Below are 18,744 nucleotides of genomic sequence, written 5' to 3'. Positions count from 1 at the left end.
TTTAGGCCCTGAAAACGAAACCGACGATGAAGAAAGCAGCTATATTCGACATGGACGGCACGCTGGTCGCCAACTCCCCGATACACATCCGGGCCTTCGAAATCTTTTGCGCCCGCTACGGCGTCACCGACTGGAGAGAGAAACTCGCCAACGGGTTCGGCATGGGCAACGACGACATCATGCGGCTGGTGATGCCCGAGGAGGTGATCCGCGAAAAGGGCCTCGCGGCGCTGGCCGACGAGAAGGAAGCCATCTACCGCGAAATATACGCCCCGGACATCCGCCCGGTGGAAGGGCTGAAGGAGTTGCTCGAACGGCTCCGTGCGGCGGGGATTCCGTGCGCCGTGGGTTCGTCGGGATGCAAGACCAACGTAGATTTCGTGCTCGACAGCTGTGCGATCCGGCCTTATTTCGATGCGGCGATCTCGGGCGACATGGTGTCGCGCTGCAAACCCGACCCGGAGATCTACCTCACGGCGGCTGCGGCGCTGGGCGTTTCGCCCGCCGACTGCGTGATCTTCGAGGATGCGTGGGCGGGATTCGAAGCGGCGAGGCGGGCCGGCGCAGGCCGGATCGTGGCCCTCACGACCACTCTGCCGCGCGAAGAGCTGGAGCGCGAACCGCAGGCCGACCGGATCATCGACTCATTCGCCGACATCGACGACATCGGCGCCCTGCTGGCCTAAAACAGCCGGGCGACGGCGGGAATACGCAGCACGCACCGCATCAGCCACGCCGGAACCAGCCGGCAGACACAGACGCAGATTTTCGTGAAAACACCCGGAATGCAGCTGCTACGGCCCCGGAACAAGGCCCGGAGGCCATGTTGCGCCACCCCCTGCGGCGCAGACATGACGCCCCAGCGAAGCAGCCGGCGGCGGCAGGCGGCGTCCAGATCGTACAGCGGCGTATCGACCGCCCCCGGGAAAACACCCGTCACGCGGACGCCGTATTTGCGGAACTCGAAATTCAGCGACCGGGCGAAGGTGCGCAGGAAACTTTTCGTCGCGGCGTAGGCCGCAATCGTCGGATAAGGCATCCACGCCGTCGCCGACGACATCACGAGGATATACCCCTCGCCCCGTCGCCGCATCTCCTCCCCGTAGAGACGGCACAGCAGCGCGGGCGTCGTGCAATGGAGCGTGACGATGCGGCCGATGCGTTCGGGTGGGGCTGCGGCCAGCGGACCGAACAGCAGGACGCCCGCATTGCAGACGAGCACCCCGATTTCGATGCCGCGCGCCGAGGTTTCGGCATGGAGTTTCACGGCGGCATCCGGTTCCGAAAGGTCCATGCAGAGCGGCAGCGTGCGCACGCCGTAACGCGCCGCAATTTCCCGGGCCGCGGCGCGATTCTCTTCGTCGCGATTGCCCGCCATTACCAAATCATACCCTTTTGCCGCCAGCTGCGCGGCATATTCGCGGCCGATTCCCGACGAAGCGCCGGTCACCAATGCGTATTTTCGCTGCCGGGAGGAGATCATATCGAATAATTTGCTACTTTTGCGCGGTTTAAAAATCTGTATCCTATGTTTCGGGGTCTCGCCACCGTTCTGCTGCTCGTCGTCTCCAACGCCTTTATGACGCTGGCATGGTACGGGCATATCGCCTTCAAATCACGGCTCGAACGCTTCGGGCTGACGGCCATCGTTCTGTTGAGCTGGGGCATCGCGCTGTTCGAATACTGCTTCCAGGTCCCCGCCAACCGCATCGGCAGCGCCGAATTCGGAGGTCCGTTCTCGATCTGGGAACTGAAGGTGATTCAGGAGGTCGTATCGCTCTCGGTCTTCACCGTCTTCGCGCTGGTCTTTATGAAATCCGACACCCTGCGCTGGAACCACCTCGCGGGATTCCTCTGCCTGGTTTTAGCCGTCTATTTCATTTTCCGCAAATAGCGCCAGCTCTTCGGCCTTCCCGCCGCGGATCAGGGGCAAAGCCCGGCGGATCGTCTCCGCAGGCCACTCCCACCATTTTATCGCAAGCAGGCTTTCGACCGTCGCCGGATCGAAGCGGTATTTGATGACCTTGGCCGGAACGCCTCCGACGATGGCATAGGGCGGCACATCGCGCGTCACAACGGCCCGTGAGGCGACGATCGCCCCGTCACCGATCGTAACGCCCGCCATCACGACCGCTTCGTAACCGATCCACACGTCATTGCCGACAACGATGTCGCCCCGGTTGTCCCACGCCGAAGCCACCTCCGACTTGTCGATGCCCCACTCCTCGCCCCAGAAAATCGGGAACGGATAGGTGGACAGCGATTTGAGCGTATGGTTGGCGCTGTTGAAGAGGAACCGCGCGCCGCAGGCCAGCGAGCAGAATTTCCCGATGACCAGCCGGTCGCCGTTCACCGGATAGTGATACAGCACGTTGTTGCGTTCGAAATCGACGGGGTCGGCCGCGAAATCGTTGTAGATCGTCCACTCCCCCACCTCGATATTCGGGTCGCTGACGACCTCTTTCAGATAGACCGTCTGCCGGTCCCCCTCGCGGGGATATATCTTATTTTTCATCTCTTTTCAATTCTATGTTGGGTAAAAAGCCCGTGATGATGCCCAGCAGGGGCAGCAGGGTGCTGACCCGGAAAATAAATTCGATGCTCGTCCGGTCGGCCAGCCACCCGAAGAAGGCCGAGCCGAGGCCGCCCAGTCCGAACATCAGCCCGAAGAAGACCCCGGCGATCATGCCGACCTTGCCGGGCATCAGGTCGGTGGCATAAACCAGAATGGCCGAGAAGGCCGACGAGATGACCAGTCCGATGATGACGGCCAGCACGATGGTACCGGTCAGGCCGGCATAGGGAAGCATCAGCGTAAAGGGCGCCGCACCGAGGATCGAGCCCCATATCACATATTTACGTCCGATGCGGTCGCCGACCGGCCCGCCGATGAAGGTCCCCGCCGCCGAAGCCGCGAGGAAAGCGAAAAGCGCATACTGCGCTCCCTGCACCGACATCGAGAATTTGTCCATCAGGAAAAAGGTGAAATAGTTGGTCATCGAGGCGATGTAGAAATACTTCGAGAAGACCAGTACGCCCAGGATAATGAGAGCATTCCGAATTTTACGTTTCGAGAGTCCGGGCCCCGTGGTATCCGCCGCAACGGCGGGCCTGCGGGCTGCCAAAGCCAGTTGCCGTTTGTACCAGTTCCCGATCTTTACGAGGATGAAGATAGCCAGCAGCGCGGCCAGTGCGAACCAACCGATCGAAGCCTGCCCGAACGGAATCACGATCAGCGCGGCCAGCAGGGGCCCCATGGCGCTTCCGGCATTGCCGCCGACCTGAAAGATCGACTGCGCCAGCCCTTTGCGACCTCCCGAGGCGAGCTGGGCCACGCGCGAGGATTCGGGATGGAAGACCGACGAACCGCAGCCGATCAGTCCGACCGACACCAAAATCAGGGCGAAGCCGGGAGCGGCGGCGAGCGCAAGCAGTCCGCACAGCGTGAAACACATCCCCGCGGCCAGCGAATAGGGCCGCGGATGGAGGTCGGCCAGCCGCCCGGCGACAGGTTGCAGAAGCGACGAGGTTAGTTGGAAAACCAGTGTGATGAGGCCGATCTGGGCAAACGTGAAGCCAAATTTCTCCTTAAGGAGCGGATAGACCGCCGGAATGACGGACTGCATCATGTCATTGAGCAGATGGGTGGCGCAGACCATCAGCAGGATCGGATAGACCGTCCTGCCCGCCCGGTTCATTTCCCGCGGTCCTTTCTCCATATCTGATACGAGTTAACGAAGTTCTGCCACACGATGTACGCCGTGGGGGCGATCGAGGAGATCGGGTCGAGGAACGACTGGGCCATCCACACCGCGAGGACCGTGTTTTTCTGCCCGAGAGACTGTCCGCCCGCAGGAGCGTCGCCGTAACGGCGGCCCAGCATGCGCCCCACCTTGAACTGCCCGAGGCAGATAGCCAGCGCGGCGAAGGCCAGCCACAGTTCCGTCGCGAGCGAAGCGTCGCGCAGGTCGATGATGAAGGCCGTCGTGCGGCCGATGATGACCAGCAGCGACGCCAGCCACATATAGAACGAGATCTGGCTGTGGTCGCCGACCCATTTCGCCGCCTTCGGGATGACCAGCCGGCAGAACTGCGCCGCGGCGAACGGCATCACCAGCAGCGGCGCGATGCGGGCCAGGATCTGCGCGAAGGTGCACGCCCCCGTCCCCGTGAAGGTCAGGATCACGGGCGCCAGCAGCGCGACGGCCATGTTGCAGAGCAGGCTGTACGTAGCCATCGTGGCGACGTTGGCCCCCAGCATGCCGCCGATGACCACCGCGGCCATCGCCACGGGAGCCAGCACGCAGACCATCGCCCCCTGCGCCAGAATGAGGTCCAGCGGACGCAGCAGCAGAAAAACCCCGATGCAGGCCACCGTCTGAACCAGCAGCAGCCACACATGGAGCATCGAAGGCTTCATCTGGCTGGGTTTCACGCGGCAGAAGGTGACGAACAGCATCAGGAAGATCAGCGTCGGGGTGATCATCTGCCCCGACAGCTCCTCCAGCGCCGAGATCGGACGGCACAGCAACGCCCCGACAACCATGGCCGTCGGCATGGCGACGGTCTTCACGTTGCGGTGCAGGTGTTCCAGCAGGTGCATTTTAAGCCAGCAGCTCCCTAACCTTGGCCGAAATGTCCTTGCCGTCGGCGCGGCCCGCGAGCCTCTTCGAAGCCACGCCCATCACCTTGCCCATCTCCTTCATCGACGTGGCGCCGACCTCGGCGATCAGGGCCTTGACCTCGGCGGTCAGTTTCTCCGGGGTGAGCTGCCTGGGCAAGAACTCCTGGAAAACGGCCACCTGGGCCAGCTCCTCCGACGCCAGGTCGGGACGGTTTTGCTCGGAGAAGATCGCCGCCGAGTCGGTTCCCTGCTTGGCGAGCTTCGAGATGATCTTCAGCACGTCGGCGTCGGGCAGTTCGGCGATCTCCGGACCTGCGGTCTTGGCCTCGATGATGTATTTCTTCGCATTGCGCAGCGCGCTCAGGCGCACCGTGTCCTTGGCCTTCATGGCCTCCATGATTCCTTTCGAAATCTGCTGTTCCAACGACATGACTTTCTTATTTTAAGTTAAACAACCAATTTCTCACTCCGCAGGCCGCCGCACGACGACAATCTCGTCGAAACGCCGCTGCGACTCCGTTCCGACAACTTTCCCCTTCGCAGGAAACTCCCGGTCGAAAGCCTCGGCGGCGGAGGGGTCGATGTCGTAAATCGAATCCTCGACATAGCGCCCCCGAATGCCGGACAACGCACCGTCGTACAGTTCACAGACGTGCAGGGCCATGGCATACATGTTATCCGCCGTGCGGATTCCCAGCATCTCGGCGGGAACGAAGCCCTGATACAAATAATAATCCGGGTCGCCGCAGAGCAGCAAGGCCCGAAATCCCAGTTCCCGGGCCAGTTCGCGGGTCCGGGAGATCAGCCGGCCGCCGATGCCCTGACGCTGGCACTCCGGCAGGACCGAAATCGGCCCGAGGCTCAACACCTCACAGACCGTTCCGTCGTCACCGTGGAGAACCGCGCGCAAGGAAACGACATTGCCCACGATTCGCCCATCGCGCTCGGCCACGAGATCCAACTCGGGCACAAAGGCCGGACTGTCACGCATGACATGCAACAGGTAGTGCTCGCAACATCCGGGCGAATAGAGGTTCCAGAACGCCTCCCGCGTAACGTTCTCCGTCTCGCGGTAATCCGCAGGCTGTTCGGTTCTCAATTTCAGTTCCACTGCTTCCATTTTATTTATCGGAAAACAAAAACCGCAGCACGTCGCGCATCAGCCGGTCGCGCTGCACGCCGTCGGGGATCGACTCGAAGGGGAACCCCGCGACGAAAGTCCGTCCTCCGGCATCGCAGGCCACGGCCGCCGTGCGGCCGCTGTCGTCGTAACGCATCACGGCGAAAGCCCCCGCACCCGCGGGCTTCAGCGCATCGGCCCGCTCGACGACGTAACGGTCGCGGCGGTACTCGGTATTGAAGCGGTATTCGCCGCGCGAAAACGACGCGTCCGAAGTCATGACCCGCACCCGTCCGCGCTCCGAGGGATGTCCCCCGTCGGAGTCGATGCGGAGCACCTCCCGGGCGAACGCGCGCCCCTCCTCCGGGGTCCCTTCGGCCCAGAGGTCGGCCGCCACGTAGCTTCCCGATGCAAAAAGCCCTCCGCCGCCGGCCAGATAACGCCGCAGGACGGCCTGCAACTCCGGCGGAAAGGTCCGGAAGGCCGCCTCGCACACACCGCGGCCCAGCGGCGTGGTGCGCTGCTTGCCCAGGATCAGGTCGACGGCCGGATAGGCTTCGAGCGACACCTCGCCCCGCTCCACGGCCCGGGCCGACGCCGAGCAGAACGAGTAGCCCGCCGCCGCGACGGAACGCCCGTGCAGGGCCGGATAGTCGAACGTATTGCCGCCGATCACGTCGGTCTCCCAGTCGCACGCGCAGGCCCCGAGGGCGACGCTGTCGACGTTGCAGCGGGCCTGCGCGAGGTCGAAGACGCGCTGCGCTCCGATGAAGGCGATGTCCTGCCGGTCGGCAACGCCTCCGTCGAGGTCCATGCGGAATCCGGCCAGCGAATCGTTCCGTTCGCTCTGCGGGGCGCTCACGCGGTCGAACCCGTTGACGATCAGCACGCAGCCCTTTTCGTCGGGCACGCGGCAGGCCGCGAGCGTCTCGCTCGGGAAGCTCTCGCCGCCCTCGTTGACGGCGGTGACCCGGTAACTGTACATGCGCCCCGGTTCCTGCCGGACGGTCAGGCGGGGTTTGTCGACATAACGGCCGTTGTCGAAACCGCCGTCGTCCACGCGCGTGTAGACCACATAGCCCGTCGGCGCGGCGGTCGCTTCGAGCGGGTCCATCGCCGGGCTCCACGAGAGCGCGACCTCGCCGGCGGCGGCGAATTCCGCGGCGAAAGCCTCGACCGGCAGCGGCTGGACCACATAGGGCAGATCGTATTGCGAACTGACATAACGCAGGATACCCTTGTAAACAGCCCGGCTCACGAGGAACTTGAAGCGCGGGTCGTGCCCCAGGCGCATGTCGGCGAAATTCTGGTGCGACAAGAGTTCGAGCAGCATCGTCGGGACGCCCGGCACGCGCGCTTCGTAGTAGGCGCGGTTCCACATCCCGCGGCGGCTCCAGGCCGGTTCGCAGGTGCGGCGGATATCCTCGACGATCTGCGTCTGCACGAGGTCCGTCAGGTCGCGCGAACGGTAGCGGTCGGCCCCGCCCTGGAATTTGCCCTTGTTCTCGCGGGTGAAGAAGATGCCCAGCGTGCCGATGATGCCGTCGCCGTCGCGCACCCCGGCGTCGGAGTGGAACGCCAGCGCCATGTCGACCGGAATGCGCAGCCCCGCGGAGTCGGGCAGACGCTCCGAGCCGCCCATTAGGGCATTGACCCAATGGGCGCGCGACATGTAGTCGTCCTTGTAGTCGTCGGTGTTGTTTTTCGGCGTATAGACCTCTTCCGGAAATCCCGCCCACTGAAGCCAGTAGCGCGCCCCCTCGCAGAAACGCGGGTAACCGCTGGTCTCCCCGGCATGCTCCGCGCCGGGCAGGCGCAGCGAGTCGCAGGACGTGCGGGCCACGTTGCCGTAGCCGCCTCCGATCTTCACCGCGTCGGCCGAGACGATGCGCCCGCCCGCCCGCGAACGGTTCGAAAGGGTCACGACCTCCTGCCGTCCGGCGGCGAAGGGAAAACGCCCGAGGTAAATCCACGTCCCGCCGCCCATCGTCTGATTGACGGCAAACGAGGTCTCGCCGCCGAGGTGGCGGACCGTATAATGCGCGTCGTCGGCGCTTTCGGGCGTCGATTCATAGCTCACATAAACCGCATATTCGCCCCGTTCGGGAATGTCGGCCTGCCACACGGCACGGCCCGTGGCCCCGCCGGTCACGGTCCGCACACGGCGCGTCGTGCCGTCGCGGAAGGGATTTTCGCCCGTATGATAGACCTGCCGGAGGTGCGCGAAGCCCGCGCCGCCGCTCTCCCACGCCCCCTCCTCCGCATACTGCCCGGCGTTGTCGTTGTCGGCCAGCACTTCGTATTTCTGCACGTCGCGTTCGCGCGGCAGCAGCACGCATGCCCCGGCGTTTTCGAGCATCGGAACCAGGTACGGCAAAACATAGCTTTGCGTATAGAGGTCCTCGCAGGTCTGCCAGAGCGCCGAACGCTGCCATTTCCAGCGGTTCTCCGTCTGGTCGAAATAGCGTCCGTGGCTCTGCCACAGGGCGATATGGCGTCCCGAAAGTCCCCGTCCGGGGGTCTCGGGAGCCGAAAGGCGCGTCACGAGCGGACGCCCGGAGCGGTTGGTGAAAAGCACGATCTTCTTCTTATCGACCGCTTTGCGCAGCTGCGTGGCGTTGCGGCAGGCCAGCGGAATCAACTCGGAGGCCTCGCGGCCGTCGGTGTAAAGTTCGACGGCGGCCTTGCGGAACTCATGCGGCAGCAGGGCGCGCACCGAGTCGCGCATGGCCCGCAGGTTCTCCTCGCGGAAGGGATAGTTGGCCAACGCCGCCGTGGCGTAGATCCGCACCCGGCTGCGCGAGGCCTTGACGGCCTGAACGCGCACGGTGATCGGCTCCGGTTTCTGGTAACCGCTCGTCACCTCGCGCGAAACGATGCGCGAAAGGGTCCGGCCGATCTCCTGCCGCGTCGCGGAACCGATTTCCGCGGCGGAGACATTACCTAAAGCAAAGAGTGAGATAAGAGTGTATAAAACCTTATTTTTCATGGCGTTTCACAAGCAGCAGCATGCCGATCATCGTAAAGGCGGCATTGTAAATCAACAGTTCGAAACCAATCTGATAATCCCAGGTCTTCAGCGCCCACCACTGCACCAGCGCACTCAATGCCGGGGCCGCGAGGGCCACCAGCGGCATCCAGCGGTCGCGGACCTTCAGGCGCGTGAACATCCCGAAGGCGAACATGCCCAGAATCGGACCGTAGGTATAGCTGGCGACCTTGTAGACCAGATTGATGACGCTGTCGTCGGCCCAGTACTCGAAGGCCAGGATCACGCCGGCCATCCCGAGCGCCATCGCCACGTGGACCCCGCGGCGGATGCGCGTGAGGCGTGCGTCGCCATAGCGTTTCGTGCCTTCGAGCATATCCACCGTGAAAGAGGTCGTGAGAGCCGTGAGGGCCGACCCGGCAGCTGAATAAGTACTTGAAATAAGTCCTACAACAAACAGAATGCCAACGATAAGCGGCAATCCGCCTTCGACAGCGACCAGCGAAAAGACCTGATCGCTCTTGGCGGGTGCGGCCATGCCGCTGCGCTCCATGTACAAATAGAGCAGCACGCCCAGCACGAGGAACAGAAAGATCACGAAAATCTGGCTCACGGCCGTCAGCACGATGTTCTTCTGCGAGTCGCGCGGCGTGGCGCAGCTCAAGTTGCGCTGCATCATGTCCTGATCGAGTCCGGTCATGGCCACCAGCAGGACGATACCCGCGGCGAACATTTTCCAGAAATAGCGGTCCGAAGCGGGATCGTCGAAGAAGAAAATGCGCGACATGGGCGAAGCGGAAACCTCGCGGGCCGTATCGGCGAACGAGAGACCCAGCCCCCGCATGATGAAGACGATCGACAGCACGAGGCTCGCCACAAGGCAGAAAGTCTTGAGCGTATCGGTCCAGATCAGCGACTTGACGCCGCCCTGCCGGGTGTAGAGCCAGACGAAAAACATCGTGACGAGGGCGTTGCCCCAGAACGGGAAGCCGTAGTGCGAAAAGACCAGCAGCTGCATCACGGCACAGACCACATAGACGCGCAGCGCGGCGCCCAGCATCTTCGAAATGAAGAAAAACCACGCCCCGGTGCGGTGTGACTTTACGCCGAAACGGTTATCGAGGTACTCGTAGAGCGAGACGACCCGCAGGCGGTAGAACGTGGGAATCAGGACGAAAGCCACAATCAACTGCCCCACCGTGAAGCCCGCGACCATCTGCATGTAGGAAAACGAGTCGGCGGCGACCGAGCCGGGGACCGAAATGAAGGTCACGCCCGACATCGCGGCGCCGATCATGGCGAAAGCCGCCATGTACCACGGGGTGCGGCGGTTGCCGGTGAAGAAGCCGGCGTTGTCGGCACGGCAGCCCGAGGCCCATGCGACGGCGAAAAGGACGGCTATATAGCCCAGGACGGTGGCGGTAACGGCGGCAGGAGTCATAACTTGTATTTGGGTTCGAATTACAAAGGTATAAAAAAAGACGGACACGAAGGCGGGTAGGCGCGGATTTTATAAACCCGAAAACAGGATGCGGAAGATCGTATGTCGTATTGGATTTCCGGAAAAAACAGTTATTTTTGCTACTAATTATACATCAAACCCTTAAACGATATGGCATTTCTCAAAGAATTCAAGGAGTTTGCCCTCAAAGGCAACGTAATGGACATGGCCGTCGGCGTGATCATCGGCGGCGCGTTCGGCAAAATCGTATCGTCGCTCGTGAACGACATCCTGATGCCGCCCATCGGCGCGCTGATCGGAAACACCGACTTCTCGCAGCTGCGGCTCGACATCTCGAAAGTCCGCGACGTGACGTCGAACGCCATGCACTCTGTGGGCGACATGGTGACCGGAGGAGGCGATCCCGCGCAGGCTGCCGCAGCGGCAGAACCGATCTACTGGAACTACGGCGCATTCATCCAGCAGTGCGTGGATTTCACGATCCTGGCGCTCTGCGTGTTCCTGATGGTCAAGCTGATGAACCGGCTGATGAAGAAAAAGGAAGAGGCTCCGGCTCCCGTTCCCGAACCGCCCGCACCGACGAAGGAGGAGCTGCTGCTCACCGAAATCCGCGACCTGCTGAAAGAGCAGAAGAAATAAGCGGGAAAATCCCGGAACCAAACAGCCCGGCTTTTTGAGGCCGGGATATTTTCTTATATTTGTTTTCACCTTACTTGATTAGTTTGCAGAGGCATACAACCAACTAACTATAATTTATGATATGAACATTCCTTCGATTTTCTGGATCGTGCCTGCCGCGTCCGTCGTCGCCCTGTCCTTCGCATGGGCGTTTTACCGCCTGATGAAGCGCGAGGACGAGGGTACGCCGCGCATGCGCGAGATCGCCGCGCACGTGCGCAAGGGCGCCATGGCCTACCTGCGCCAGCAGTACAAGGTCGTCGGCATCGTCTTCGCGGTGCTGGCGTTGTTTTTCGCCTGGCTGGCCTACGGCGCCGGGGTGCAGAACGGCTGGGTTCCCTTCGCCTTCATCACCGGCGGCTTTTTCTCGGGGCTTGCGGGCTACTTCGGCATGAAGACCGCGACCTACGCTTCGGCCCGTACGGCCAATGCCGCGCGGCAGTCGCTGGACCGCGGCCTGAAGGTCGCATTCCGCAGCGGTGCGGTGATGGGACTGGTGGTCGTGGGCCTCGGCCTGCTCGACATTTCGTTCTGGTACGTCATTCTGAACCATTTCGTCGAGGTCGCCGGGCCGCAGAAGCTCGTGGTCATCACCACGACGATGCTGACCTTCGGCATGGGCGCCTCGACGCAGGCTCTGTTCGCGCGTGTCGGCGGCGGCATCTACACCAAGGCGGCCGACGTGGGCGCCGACCTGGTGGGCAAGGTCGAGGCGGGCATCCCCGAGGACGATCCGCGCAATCCCGCGACCATCGCCGACAACGTGGGCGACAACGTGGGCGACGTGGCCGGCATGGGCGCCGACCTTTACGAGAGCTACTGCGGTTCGATCCTCGCCACGGCGGCGCTGGGCGCCGCGGCCTTCTCCTCGGCCGGTTCCGAGGCGTTGCAGATCAAGGCCGTGATGGCCCCGATGCTGATCGCCGCGGTGGGCATCCTGCTCTCGATCCTCGGCATCTTCCTCGTGCGCACGAAGGAGGGGGCCACGATGCGCGAACTGCTCCGTTCGCTGGGCGTGGGCGTCAATTTCAGCTCGCTGCTGATCGCCGCCGCCACGTTCGGCATCCTCTGCCTGCTGGGCGTCGAGAACTGGGTCGGACTCTCGTTCTCAGTCATCACGGGCCTCGTGGCGGGCATTGTCATCGGGCAGGCCACGGAATACTTCACCTCCCATTCTTATAAACCGACACAGAAGATCGCCGGGAGCGCCCAGACAGGCCCTGCGACGGTCATCATCGCCGGCATCGGCTCGGGAATGATCTCCACGGCCATCCCCGTCGTGACGATCGGCGTGGCGATCATCCTTGCCTACCTCTGCGCCATCGGCTTCGACATCGAGAACATGATGGCTCCGCAGAACATGTCGATGGGTCTCTACGGCATCGGCATTGCGGCCGTGGGCATGCTCTCGACGCTGGGCATCACGCTGGCCACGGACGCCTACGGCCCTATCGCCGACAATGCGGGCGGCAATGCCGAGATGAGCGGCCTCGGCCCCGAGGTCCGCAAACGCACCGACGCGCTCGACGCGCTGGGCAACACCACGGCCGCCACGGGCAAGGGCTTCGCCATCGGATCGGCGGCCCTGACGGCCCTCGCGCTGCTGGCCTCCTATATCGAGGAGATCCGCATCGGTCTGATCCACAACGGGGTGACGATGCTCGAAATGTCCGACGGGACGATGCGCTTCGTGCAGGACGCCTCGATTCTCGATTTCATGGAATATTACCGCGTGTCGCTGATGAACCCCACGGTGCTGATCGGCGTCTTCATCGGCGCGATGATGTCGTTCCTCTTCTGCGGGCTGACGATGAACGCCGTGGGCCGCGCCGCGCAGAGCATGGTCGAGGAGGTGCGCCGCCAGTTCCGCGAGATCAAGGGCATCCTCACGGGCGAGGGAACGCCCGACTACGCGCGCTGCGTCGCCATTTCGACCCGCGGTGCGCAGCGTGAGATGCTGTTTCCGAGCCTGCTGGCCATCGCCGCTCCGGTCGTTGTCGGACTGGTATTCGGGGTGGCGGGCGTAATGGGCCTTCTGGTCGGCGGATTGAGTTCCGGTTTCGTGCTGGCGGTCTTCATGGCCAATGCCGGGGGCGCCTGGGACAACGCCAAGAAGATGGTCGAGGAGGGGCACTTCGGCGGCAAGGGTTCCGACTGCCACCGGGCCACGGTCGTGGGCGATACGGTCGGCGATCCCTTCAAGGATACGTCGGGTCCGTCGCTCAACATTCTCATCAAACTGATGTCGATGGTCGCGATCGTGATGGCGGGGCTTACGGTCGCCTTCCATTTATTCTGATTTTATAGGGCATCTTCGCACTTGCGCTCGCAGGGCACGAATGGGACGTATTCCGATACTACCCATCCGTGCCCCGCTTCGTTTAAGCACAAATCTGCGTCTCCAAAATCGAATAAAGTCTTTTGTCCTTTTATTTTTTCGACGTTCCGCTTTCGAGGATCGAGACGATGGAGTAGAGCGTGAAACAGATGGCGCCGAATCCCGACAGCACACGCGCCGGGACGAAGAATTTGGCCTGGAATGCGGCCTCCTCGTAGAGAAACGCCGCGAGGAACAGGCATGCCAGCGCCGTCAGCACGGGGATGATCGGAATGCGGTTGGCCAGCGGGAAGTCGGCGTGCCAGATTTTCGCCAGCAGAATCACCTTGCTCGAAATGCTCCAGCAGATCAGCGCCAGACCGATCAGCACGAATCCCACGAAGTTGATCGGATGATCCCAATAGGCGAAAATCAGGATCAGCCCCAGCACGAATGCCAGCGAACCCATCGTCAGCACGAGTCCCGTCCATTTGCCTTTCTCGGCCATCGTGTAGCTGCCGCGGGCCTGGCGGGCTATGCTGGCGACCAGCGCGATGAGCGACGTGCAGACGCAGGCGATTCCGAACATCACGCTCCCGGCGACGATGTGTGCCGGAAGCGTTCCGCGCACATAGAGCAGGATGCACCAGACCCAGGCGATGGCGGCGATTGCCGAGACGATGAAGATCAGCAGCGACGACTCGGCGCGGGTGAATCCGGCCGGGTTGACCGAGAAGGAGTCGTCGGCGGAGTTTTTGGGAATCAGGCTGAAGCGTGTCGACGAGGTCGCCGCCGTGGCCACGCAGGCCGTGATCAGCCCCAGTCCGCAGACGACGTGTCCGGTGACCAGCGCGCCGGGCCAGTGCGAGGCGATGATGAATGCGCCGCTGATGAGCGTCAGCATGGCGAACGTGTAGCCGATCGCCGGGAAGAGGTACTTCGCCGCCGCCGTGTAGGTCCCGATGATCTGGCGGATGATCGTTGCGGCGGTGCAGTAGAGCGCGATGCAGATGGACCCGAGGTAGAAGACGACGGGACCTGCCGTCAGACGAGCCGCGTCGGTTCCGGCCGCGAAAATATAGGCTCCGTAAGCGAAGCAGAAGGCGGCCATTGCGAGCGGAATGGTGCGGAAAAGGATGCTTATACCGTGATTCATAGGCTTGATTGTTTTCCGAACACCCTGCAAATCCCGCACCAACAAAATTTTTCGTATCTTTGGGGGCGTAACGATCCTTTTACCAGTCGGAAGGTTTTACGGAGTTGCGCGCGATTTTGTGTTGCGCCCCATTCGACTTTTTAGTATCTTTGTCCCTATGAAAAACATCGTTTTTGACCTTGGCGGAGTTCTTTTCGCCCGTGATAAAAGCAAGTGCACCCCCGAACTGCTCGAATTTTTCAGTTTTCTCCGCGCCCCGCGCATGCCGCTCTTCTGGGAGGAGTACGACCGCGGCACGTCGACGCTCGAAGAGGTGACCGCCACCATCAGCGGGATGACCGGCCGTCCCGTGGAGACCTGCGCCGCCGTCCTTCGGCTGGCCGTCGACCTGCAGGAACCCGTGAAGCCGACCGAACGGCTCGTCGGCGACCTGAAAGCGGCGGGCTACCGGCTCTACGTGCTTTCGAACATGTCGCGCGAGTTCATCGACTTCCTGCGCCGCTTCCCCGTCTACGGGCTTTTCGACGGCGAGGTGGTCTCCTGCGAGGAGCACACCGTGAAACCCGAGCCGCGCATCTACGAGATTCTGCTCGAACGCTATGGCCTGACCCCCTCCGAGACGCTTTTCATCGACGACCGGGAGATGAACATCGAGGCGGCCGCCGCTCTGGGCATTCACGGCTTCGTCTTCGATCACCGCGATCCCGACGCGGCGTGCGACGCCCTGCGCCGGCGGTTGTTGCAATCGGACTGCATATAAACAAAAGGAAGAGACCGGTTTGCACCGGTCTCTTCCTTTTTGAGCCTCTTCCGGGAGATCAGTTGAAGGTGTAGCGGATGCTGAACATCGCCGACCAGGTCGAAATCGTGCCGGCGTACTTCGACCATGTGGGTTTGTTGAACGTGTAGGCGCCGTTCTCGTATTTCAGGATGTTGGTCGTGCTGATCCGTTTGACGTTGCCCCAGTCGCGGTTGAGCATGTTGGCGATGTTGTTGACATCGAGCCCCAGCGAAATCGTGTTGCGCCGGCCTTTGACGTTGACGTAGAAGTCCTGCGAGAAGCGGAAGTTCAGCATGTGCTGCCAGGGCATCACGGCGCCGCCGCGCTTCGAGTATTCGCCGGTGTGCTTCGAGAGATAGTCGTCGTTCTGGATGAATTTCCAGTACTCCTCCCTGTTCTCGTCCGACGTGAACGGCATGCCGTCGAGTTCCTCGCGGGTCGGAATGTAGATCAGGTTCACCGCGCCGCGGTCGTTCGTCACGGGGTTCTGGTACTTGCCGCTCTGCACGTACATCGTGTAGGAGTAGCGCGAATAGGAGTACGAACCGATATATCCCTGGCGGAACGCCTCGTAGTAAAGCCCGAAGTTCGACGCGCCGCTCTTGTGCGCGAGGCGGTAGCCGACGTTGAGCAGGATGCGGTGGGGCGACACGTAGGATGCGTAACCCAGTTCGGGCACGTTCGAACCGTTCTTGTTGAACGTGTTGGTGCTGAATGCCGAGGTCACCTGGTCGCCGATGCCGTCGATCACGTTCTTGGCGCTCGAATAGGTGTAGGCCGCCGTCAGCGAGAGACCGAAGCCCCAGGTTTTCGACACCTGCGCCGAGACCGAAGCGTAGTAGCCGTCCACGTCGTCGGTGTTGTTGATCAGGTAGGGATTGACGGTCTCGCCGTCCTTATTCCTGATATTGCCGCTTTCCCAATAGGTGCGCGCCTCGGGTTCGCCCGGGAGCCGGATGCCGCCCTCTTTCTCGACCATGCCGAGTTTGGTGACGGTCACCGAGTTGAAGTCCTTGTTGTAGATCCCCTCGATATTGAGGTTGACGTCGCCCGGAAGTTTCAGGTCCAGCGCCAGCGAGCTTTTCCACGTCGAAGGCATTTTGAGGTTCTTGTCCAGAATGGTCGGCTGCGTGTTGGCCGCCAGGTCATGTCCCTTGTAGGTTCCCTTGTACACGTCTTCCAGCATGTCTTTGACATTGGTGTGGAATTTGGGCATGTTGTCGCCCTTTTCGTTTCTGTAAAGCGTCAGTCCGTTCTGGATGGTGTTGCTGTTTCCGGCCACCGATACGAGCCATACGAACGGCAGGCGGCCGTTGAACACGCCCGTACCTCCGCGGAGGATATACTTGCGCTCGCCGGTCATGTCCCAGTTGAAGCCCACGCGGGGAGCCACCGACAGACGCGCCTTGGGCATATCCGAGGTCTTGTAGCCGCCGTGGTCGGCGAAGATCTCCGTAAAGTCCTTATTTTCGTTGCCCGAGATCGACGGATAGACCGGAACCTCGAAACGCACTCCGACCGTCGCCTTGAAACGTTCGCTCACGTTGATCTCGTCCTGCAGGTAGACCGAGTACTGCATGTGGGAGAACTGGGGGAACGCCTGCGAAAGGTCGTCGTTGTTGCCGTGTGCGATCCGGAACGCCAGCGGGGCCTTGTCGTTCTTGAAGTCGTCCCAGCTCTCGTAGACGTAGTATCCCGCGCCGCCCTGCAAGTAGCCGTTCGTGGTCAGGTTGTGCTCGAACTGCAAACCGGCCACCAGCCGGTGCTTGCCCAGCGTGTAGCCGATCTCGTCGGTTAGGATGTGCGTCGACACTTCGCGCAGGTTGCCTTCGGTGAAGGGATCGAGTCCGAACGAGGCGTACAGGGCGCTCGCGCCGTTCTCGGCAGGCTCCAGAATGTCCACCGTCGGGAAGATGCCGCCGTCGTAGCTGCGCGGCTCGTACTGGTGCGAATAGGTGTAGCGAAGCGTGTTCGTCAGGCGGCTGTCCATGAAGCGGGAGTTGAGTTCGGCGGCCACCGACGTGAAGTTCTGCTCCTGATAGTAGCGCGAATTTCCGAAATACATGGCGTAGACCGAGGTGCGGCCGTAAACGTCCTTGTCGTACACTTTGCCGGCGTTGAGCGGCGAAATGGACGACGACGGGGCCGACGAATACTTGTTCTGCGTCCGGCTGAACCGCACGTTCAGCGCGTGGTTGCGGTTGATGTTCCAGTCCACGCGTGCCATGAGCTTGTAGCCGGGCGTCTTCACCGAATAGTTCTGGTAGGCGCCGGGGTTGTAGCCGTAGTTGTCGATCAGGAACCGGCTCATCTCGTCGAGTTTCGCGGTCGTCGGGCGGTTGTATTGCAGGGCTTTGCCGAAATCCTGGCTTTCGCTCGTGCGGGCCAGCCGGGAGTTGCCCGGCGTGGTGTTCCACTCGCGCTCGAAGTTGGCGAACACGAAGAGCTTGTTCCTGACGATCGGGGCGCCGACGCTGAATCCGAGCGTGTTGTTCCGCATCTCGCTCAGCGACAGTTTGCCGCCGTCGTACTTGTCGCCCTGGAGCTGGTCGCTCTTGGAGTAGAGGTAGGCCGAGACCTTCAGGTCGTTGGTTCCCGACTTGGTGACGGCGTTGATCGCTCCGCCCGTGAATCCGCTCTGGCGCACGTCGAAGGGGGTTATCGACACCGACACCTGCTCCAGCGCGTCGAGCGAAATGGGCGAACCGCCTGCGGGCAGATTGCCGCCGATGCCGAACATGTTGTTGAACGCCGCGCCGTCGACCGTCACGTACGACTGGCGGTAGTTGCCGCCGCCGATGGCCAGTCCCGAGGTGGTCGACGAGGCCTGCGGCGTGAGGCGCATGATGTCGTTTATGCTGCGGTTGACCGTAGGCATCAGTTCGATCTGCTCGTTGGAGATGCTGGTGACCGCCCCTGCGCGGTTGACGTTCATCGAACTGTTCTTGCCGTCGGCCGTGATGACCACGGCTTCGAGCTCCTGGCTGTCTTTGAGGAAAGCGTCGCGCTTGAGGGTCTGGCCCAGCGACAGCATCAGTCCCGGGAATTCGACGCTCTGGCAGCCCACGAACGAGAAGGTCACCGTGTAGGGACCTCCCGTGCGCAGTCCTTGCAGGTTGTAGCCGCCGTTCTTGTCGCTCACGGCGCCGTACTGCGTGCCTGAAGGGGTGTGCACGGCGATGACCGTGGCGCCGGCGAGCGGCTGTCCGTCGGCGTCGGTCACCGTGCCGTTCATTCCCGAAGTCGTCACCTGCGCATCGGCTGCGCAAAATGCGAAGACCGAGAGCATGAGAAGGAAAAGTTTCTTCATAAACGTTGGTTTTTGTGAATAAGGGATTTTTTTGGGTTTCGTTGTAGATGGATCGTTTGTTTCCTTTTTCGCGGCGTTTCGGTTTCCGGATTCGGCCGTTTTGAGAAAACGGCGAGAGACATTCCCGTTGCAGGAACATCCCTCGTCAGTCGTATGTGTGTCCTGAAAGAGCTTTTCGCCAATCGTGGGAACTCATTTCCGGGGTGTCTGTGCAGACGATTTCGGCCATTCTTTCCATGACGCAAATATATATCAAACCCGTTGGTTGAATTAAAATAAAGCATCTTTAACAAGACCAATTTTACGA

General features: G+C 61.8%; 15 protein-coding genes. 5 read left to right on the top strand and 10 right to left on the bottom strand.

The annotated features are described in order from the left end of the window. The first annotated feature begins 26 nt into the window (after positions 1–26). Positions 27–686, top strand: a complete 660-nt coding sequence (locus DWW03_RS02315; protein WP_022062064.1) for an HAD family hydrolase — start codon at positions 27–29, stop codon at positions 684–686. Here DWW03_RS02315 and DWW03_RS02310 read toward each other — a convergent pair. Further along, on the bottom strand, positions 683–1,483 hold the full coding sequence (locus DWW03_RS02310) for an SDR family NAD(P)-dependent oxidoreductase (protein WP_022062065.1): 801 nt from the start codon (positions 1,481–1,483) through the stop codon (positions 683–685). The two genes, DWW03_RS02315 and DWW03_RS02310, sit on opposite strands and share 4 nt — an antisense overlap. 45 nt (positions 1,484–1,528) lie before the next feature. On the opposite strand from DWW03_RS02310, the gene DWW03_RS02305 reads away from it, so the two are divergent. Then, positions 1,529–1,894, top strand: coding sequence for a DMT family protein (locus tag DWW03_RS02305; protein ID WP_015546029.1), 366 nt, complete (start codon positions 1,529–1,531; stop codon positions 1,892–1,894). On the opposite strand, the gene DWW03_RS02300 is transcribed toward DWW03_RS02305, so the two are convergent. From DWW03_RS02300 to DWW03_RS02270, 7 genes are read right to left on the bottom strand one after another with little or no spacing between them, the layout of a single operon-like run. After that, positions 1,865–2,515 (bottom strand): CatB-related O-acetyltransferase, encoded by a 651-nt coding sequence (locus DWW03_RS02300; RefSeq protein ID WP_118406233.1) that lies wholly within the window; start codon positions 2,513–2,515, stop codon positions 1,865–1,867. The two genes, DWW03_RS02305 and DWW03_RS02300, sit on opposite strands and share 30 nt — an antisense overlap. Beyond that, positions 2,505–3,698: an MFS transporter gene (locus DWW03_RS02295; protein WP_015546027.1), complete on the bottom strand. Its 1,194-nt coding sequence runs from the start codon at positions 3,696–3,698 to the stop codon at positions 2,505–2,507. The genes DWW03_RS02300 and DWW03_RS02295 overlap by 11 nt, the downstream gene beginning before the upstream one ends. Beyond that, entirely contained in the window at positions 3,695–4,603 is a 909-nt protein-coding gene (locus DWW03_RS02290; RefSeq protein ID WP_015546026.1) for a hypothetical protein, read from the bottom strand. The genes DWW03_RS02295 and DWW03_RS02290 overlap by 4 nt, the downstream gene beginning before the upstream one ends. 1 nt (position 4,604) lies before the next feature. After that, the gene (locus tag DWW03_RS02285) at positions 4,605–5,054 is read right to left on the bottom strand and encodes a GatB/YqeY domain-containing protein (protein WP_118406232.1); all 450 of its coding nucleotides are present in this window, start codon (positions 5,052–5,054) and stop codon (positions 4,605–4,607) included. Between the two features lie 33 nt (positions 5,055–5,087). Then, positions 5,088–5,735, bottom strand: coding sequence for a GNAT family N-acetyltransferase (locus DWW03_RS02280; protein WP_118406332.1), 648 nt, complete (start codon positions 5,733–5,735; stop codon positions 5,088–5,090). Positions 5,736–5,745: 10 nt separating this feature from the next. Continuing rightward, complete coding sequence (locus DWW03_RS02275; RefSeq protein WP_022062068.1) at positions 5,746–8,733, bottom strand: fibronectin type III domain; 2,988 nt, start codon at positions 8,731–8,733, stop codon at positions 5,746–5,748. Then, positions 8,723–10,174, bottom strand: a complete 1,452-nt coding sequence (locus DWW03_RS02270; RefSeq protein WP_022062069.1) for a sodium:solute symporter — start codon at positions 10,172–10,174, stop codon at positions 8,723–8,725. The genes DWW03_RS02275 and DWW03_RS02270 overlap by 11 nt, the downstream gene beginning before the upstream one ends. 171 nt (positions 10,175–10,345) lie before the next feature. Between DWW03_RS02270 and mscL the strand changes: the two genes are divergently transcribed. Both mscL and DWW03_RS02260 read left to right on the top strand, forming a co-directional pair. Then, on the top strand, positions 10,346–10,834 hold the full coding sequence (mscL, locus tag DWW03_RS02265) for a large conductance mechanosensitive channel protein MscL (protein ID WP_022062070.1): 489 nt from the start codon (positions 10,346–10,348) through the stop codon (positions 10,832–10,834). A 121-nt stretch (positions 10,835–10,955) separates the two neighbouring features. Further along, on the top strand, positions 10,956–13,172 hold the full coding sequence (locus DWW03_RS02260) for a sodium-translocating pyrophosphatase (protein ID WP_015546020.1): 2,217 nt from the start codon (positions 10,956–10,958) through the stop codon (positions 13,170–13,172). 130 nt (positions 13,173–13,302) lie between these two features. Here DWW03_RS02260 and DWW03_RS02255 read toward each other — a convergent pair whose 3' ends face one another. Further along, a complete protein-coding gene (locus tag DWW03_RS02255) occupies positions 13,303–14,346 on the bottom strand; it encodes a DUF2776 family protein (protein ID WP_022062071.1) in 1,044 nt (347 codons plus the stop codon). Positions 14,347–14,503: 157 nt separating this feature from the next. On the opposite strand from DWW03_RS02255, the gene DWW03_RS02250 reads away from it, so the two are divergent. Beyond that, on the top strand, positions 14,504–15,106 hold the full coding sequence (locus DWW03_RS02250) for an HAD family hydrolase (protein ID WP_015546018.1): 603 nt from the start codon (positions 14,504–14,506) through the stop codon (positions 15,104–15,106). A gap of 58 nt (positions 15,107–15,164) precedes the next feature. Here DWW03_RS02250 and DWW03_RS02245 read toward each other — a convergent pair whose 3' ends face one another. Then, the gene (locus DWW03_RS02245) at positions 15,165–18,437 is read right to left on the bottom strand and encodes a carboxypeptidase regulatory-like domain-containing protein (protein WP_181989597.1); all 3,273 of its coding nucleotides are present in this window, start codon (positions 18,435–18,437) and stop codon (positions 15,165–15,167) included. Positions 18,438–18,744: the final 307 nt, after the last annotated feature.

Origin of the sequence: Alistipes sp. AF14-19, from assembly GCF_003461645.1 — a bacterium.
Lineage (GTDB): Bacteria > Bacteroidota > Bacteroidia > Bacteroidales > Rikenellaceae > Alistipes > Alistipes shahii.
The sequence above is the reverse complement of the archived record's forward strand: the minus strand, read 5'-3'. Positions and strand labels throughout refer to the sequence as shown.

Coding starts and splice junctions, on each gene's coding strand:
- DWW03_RS02315 (WP_022062064.1), top strand. CDS start 27: ATGAAGAAAGCAGCTATATTCGACATGGACGGCACGCTGGTCGCCAAC.
- DWW03_RS02310 (WP_022062065.1), bottom strand. CDS start 1,483: ATGATCTCCTCCCGGCAGCGAAAATACGCATTGGTGACCGGCGCTTCG.
- DWW03_RS02305 (WP_015546029.1), top strand. CDS start 1,529: ATGTTTCGGGGTCTCGCCACCGTTCTGCTGCTCGTCGTCTCCAACGCC.
- DWW03_RS02300 (WP_118406233.1), bottom strand. CDS start 2,515: ATGAAAAATAAGATATATCCCCGCGAGGGGGACCGGCAGACGGTCTAT.
- DWW03_RS02295 (WP_015546027.1), bottom strand. CDS start 3,698: ATGAACCGGGCGGGCAGGACGGTCTATCCGATCCTGCTGATGGTCTGC.
- DWW03_RS02290 (WP_015546026.1), bottom strand. CDS start 4,603: ATGCACCTGCTGGAACACCTGCACCGCAACGTGAAGACCGTCGCCATG.
- DWW03_RS02285 (WP_118406232.1), bottom strand. CDS start 5,054: ATGTCGTTGGAACAGCAGATTTCGAAAGGAATCATGGAGGCCATGAAG.
- DWW03_RS02275 (WP_022062068.1), bottom strand. CDS start 8,733: ATGAAAAATAAGGTTTTATACACTCTTATCTCACTCTTTGCTTTAGGT.
- DWW03_RS02270 (WP_022062069.1), bottom strand. CDS start 10,174: ATGACTCCTGCCGCCGTTACCGCCACCGTCCTGGGCTATATAGCCGTC.
- mscL (WP_022062070.1), top strand. CDS start 10,346: ATGGCATTTCTCAAAGAATTCAAGGAGTTTGCCCTCAAAGGCAACGTA.
- DWW03_RS02260 (WP_015546020.1), top strand. CDS start 10,956: ATGAACATTCCTTCGATTTTCTGGATCGTGCCTGCCGCGTCCGTCGTC.
- DWW03_RS02255 (WP_022062071.1), bottom strand. CDS start 14,346: ATGAATCACGGTATAAGCATCCTTTTCCGCACCATTCCGCTCGCAATG.
- DWW03_RS02250 (WP_015546018.1), top strand. CDS start 14,504: ATGAAAAACATCGTTTTTGACCTTGGCGGAGTTCTTTTCGCCCGTGAT.
- DWW03_RS02245 (WP_181989597.1), bottom strand. CDS start 18,437: ATGAAGAAACTTTTCCTTCTCATGCTCTCGGTCTTCGCATTTTGCGCA.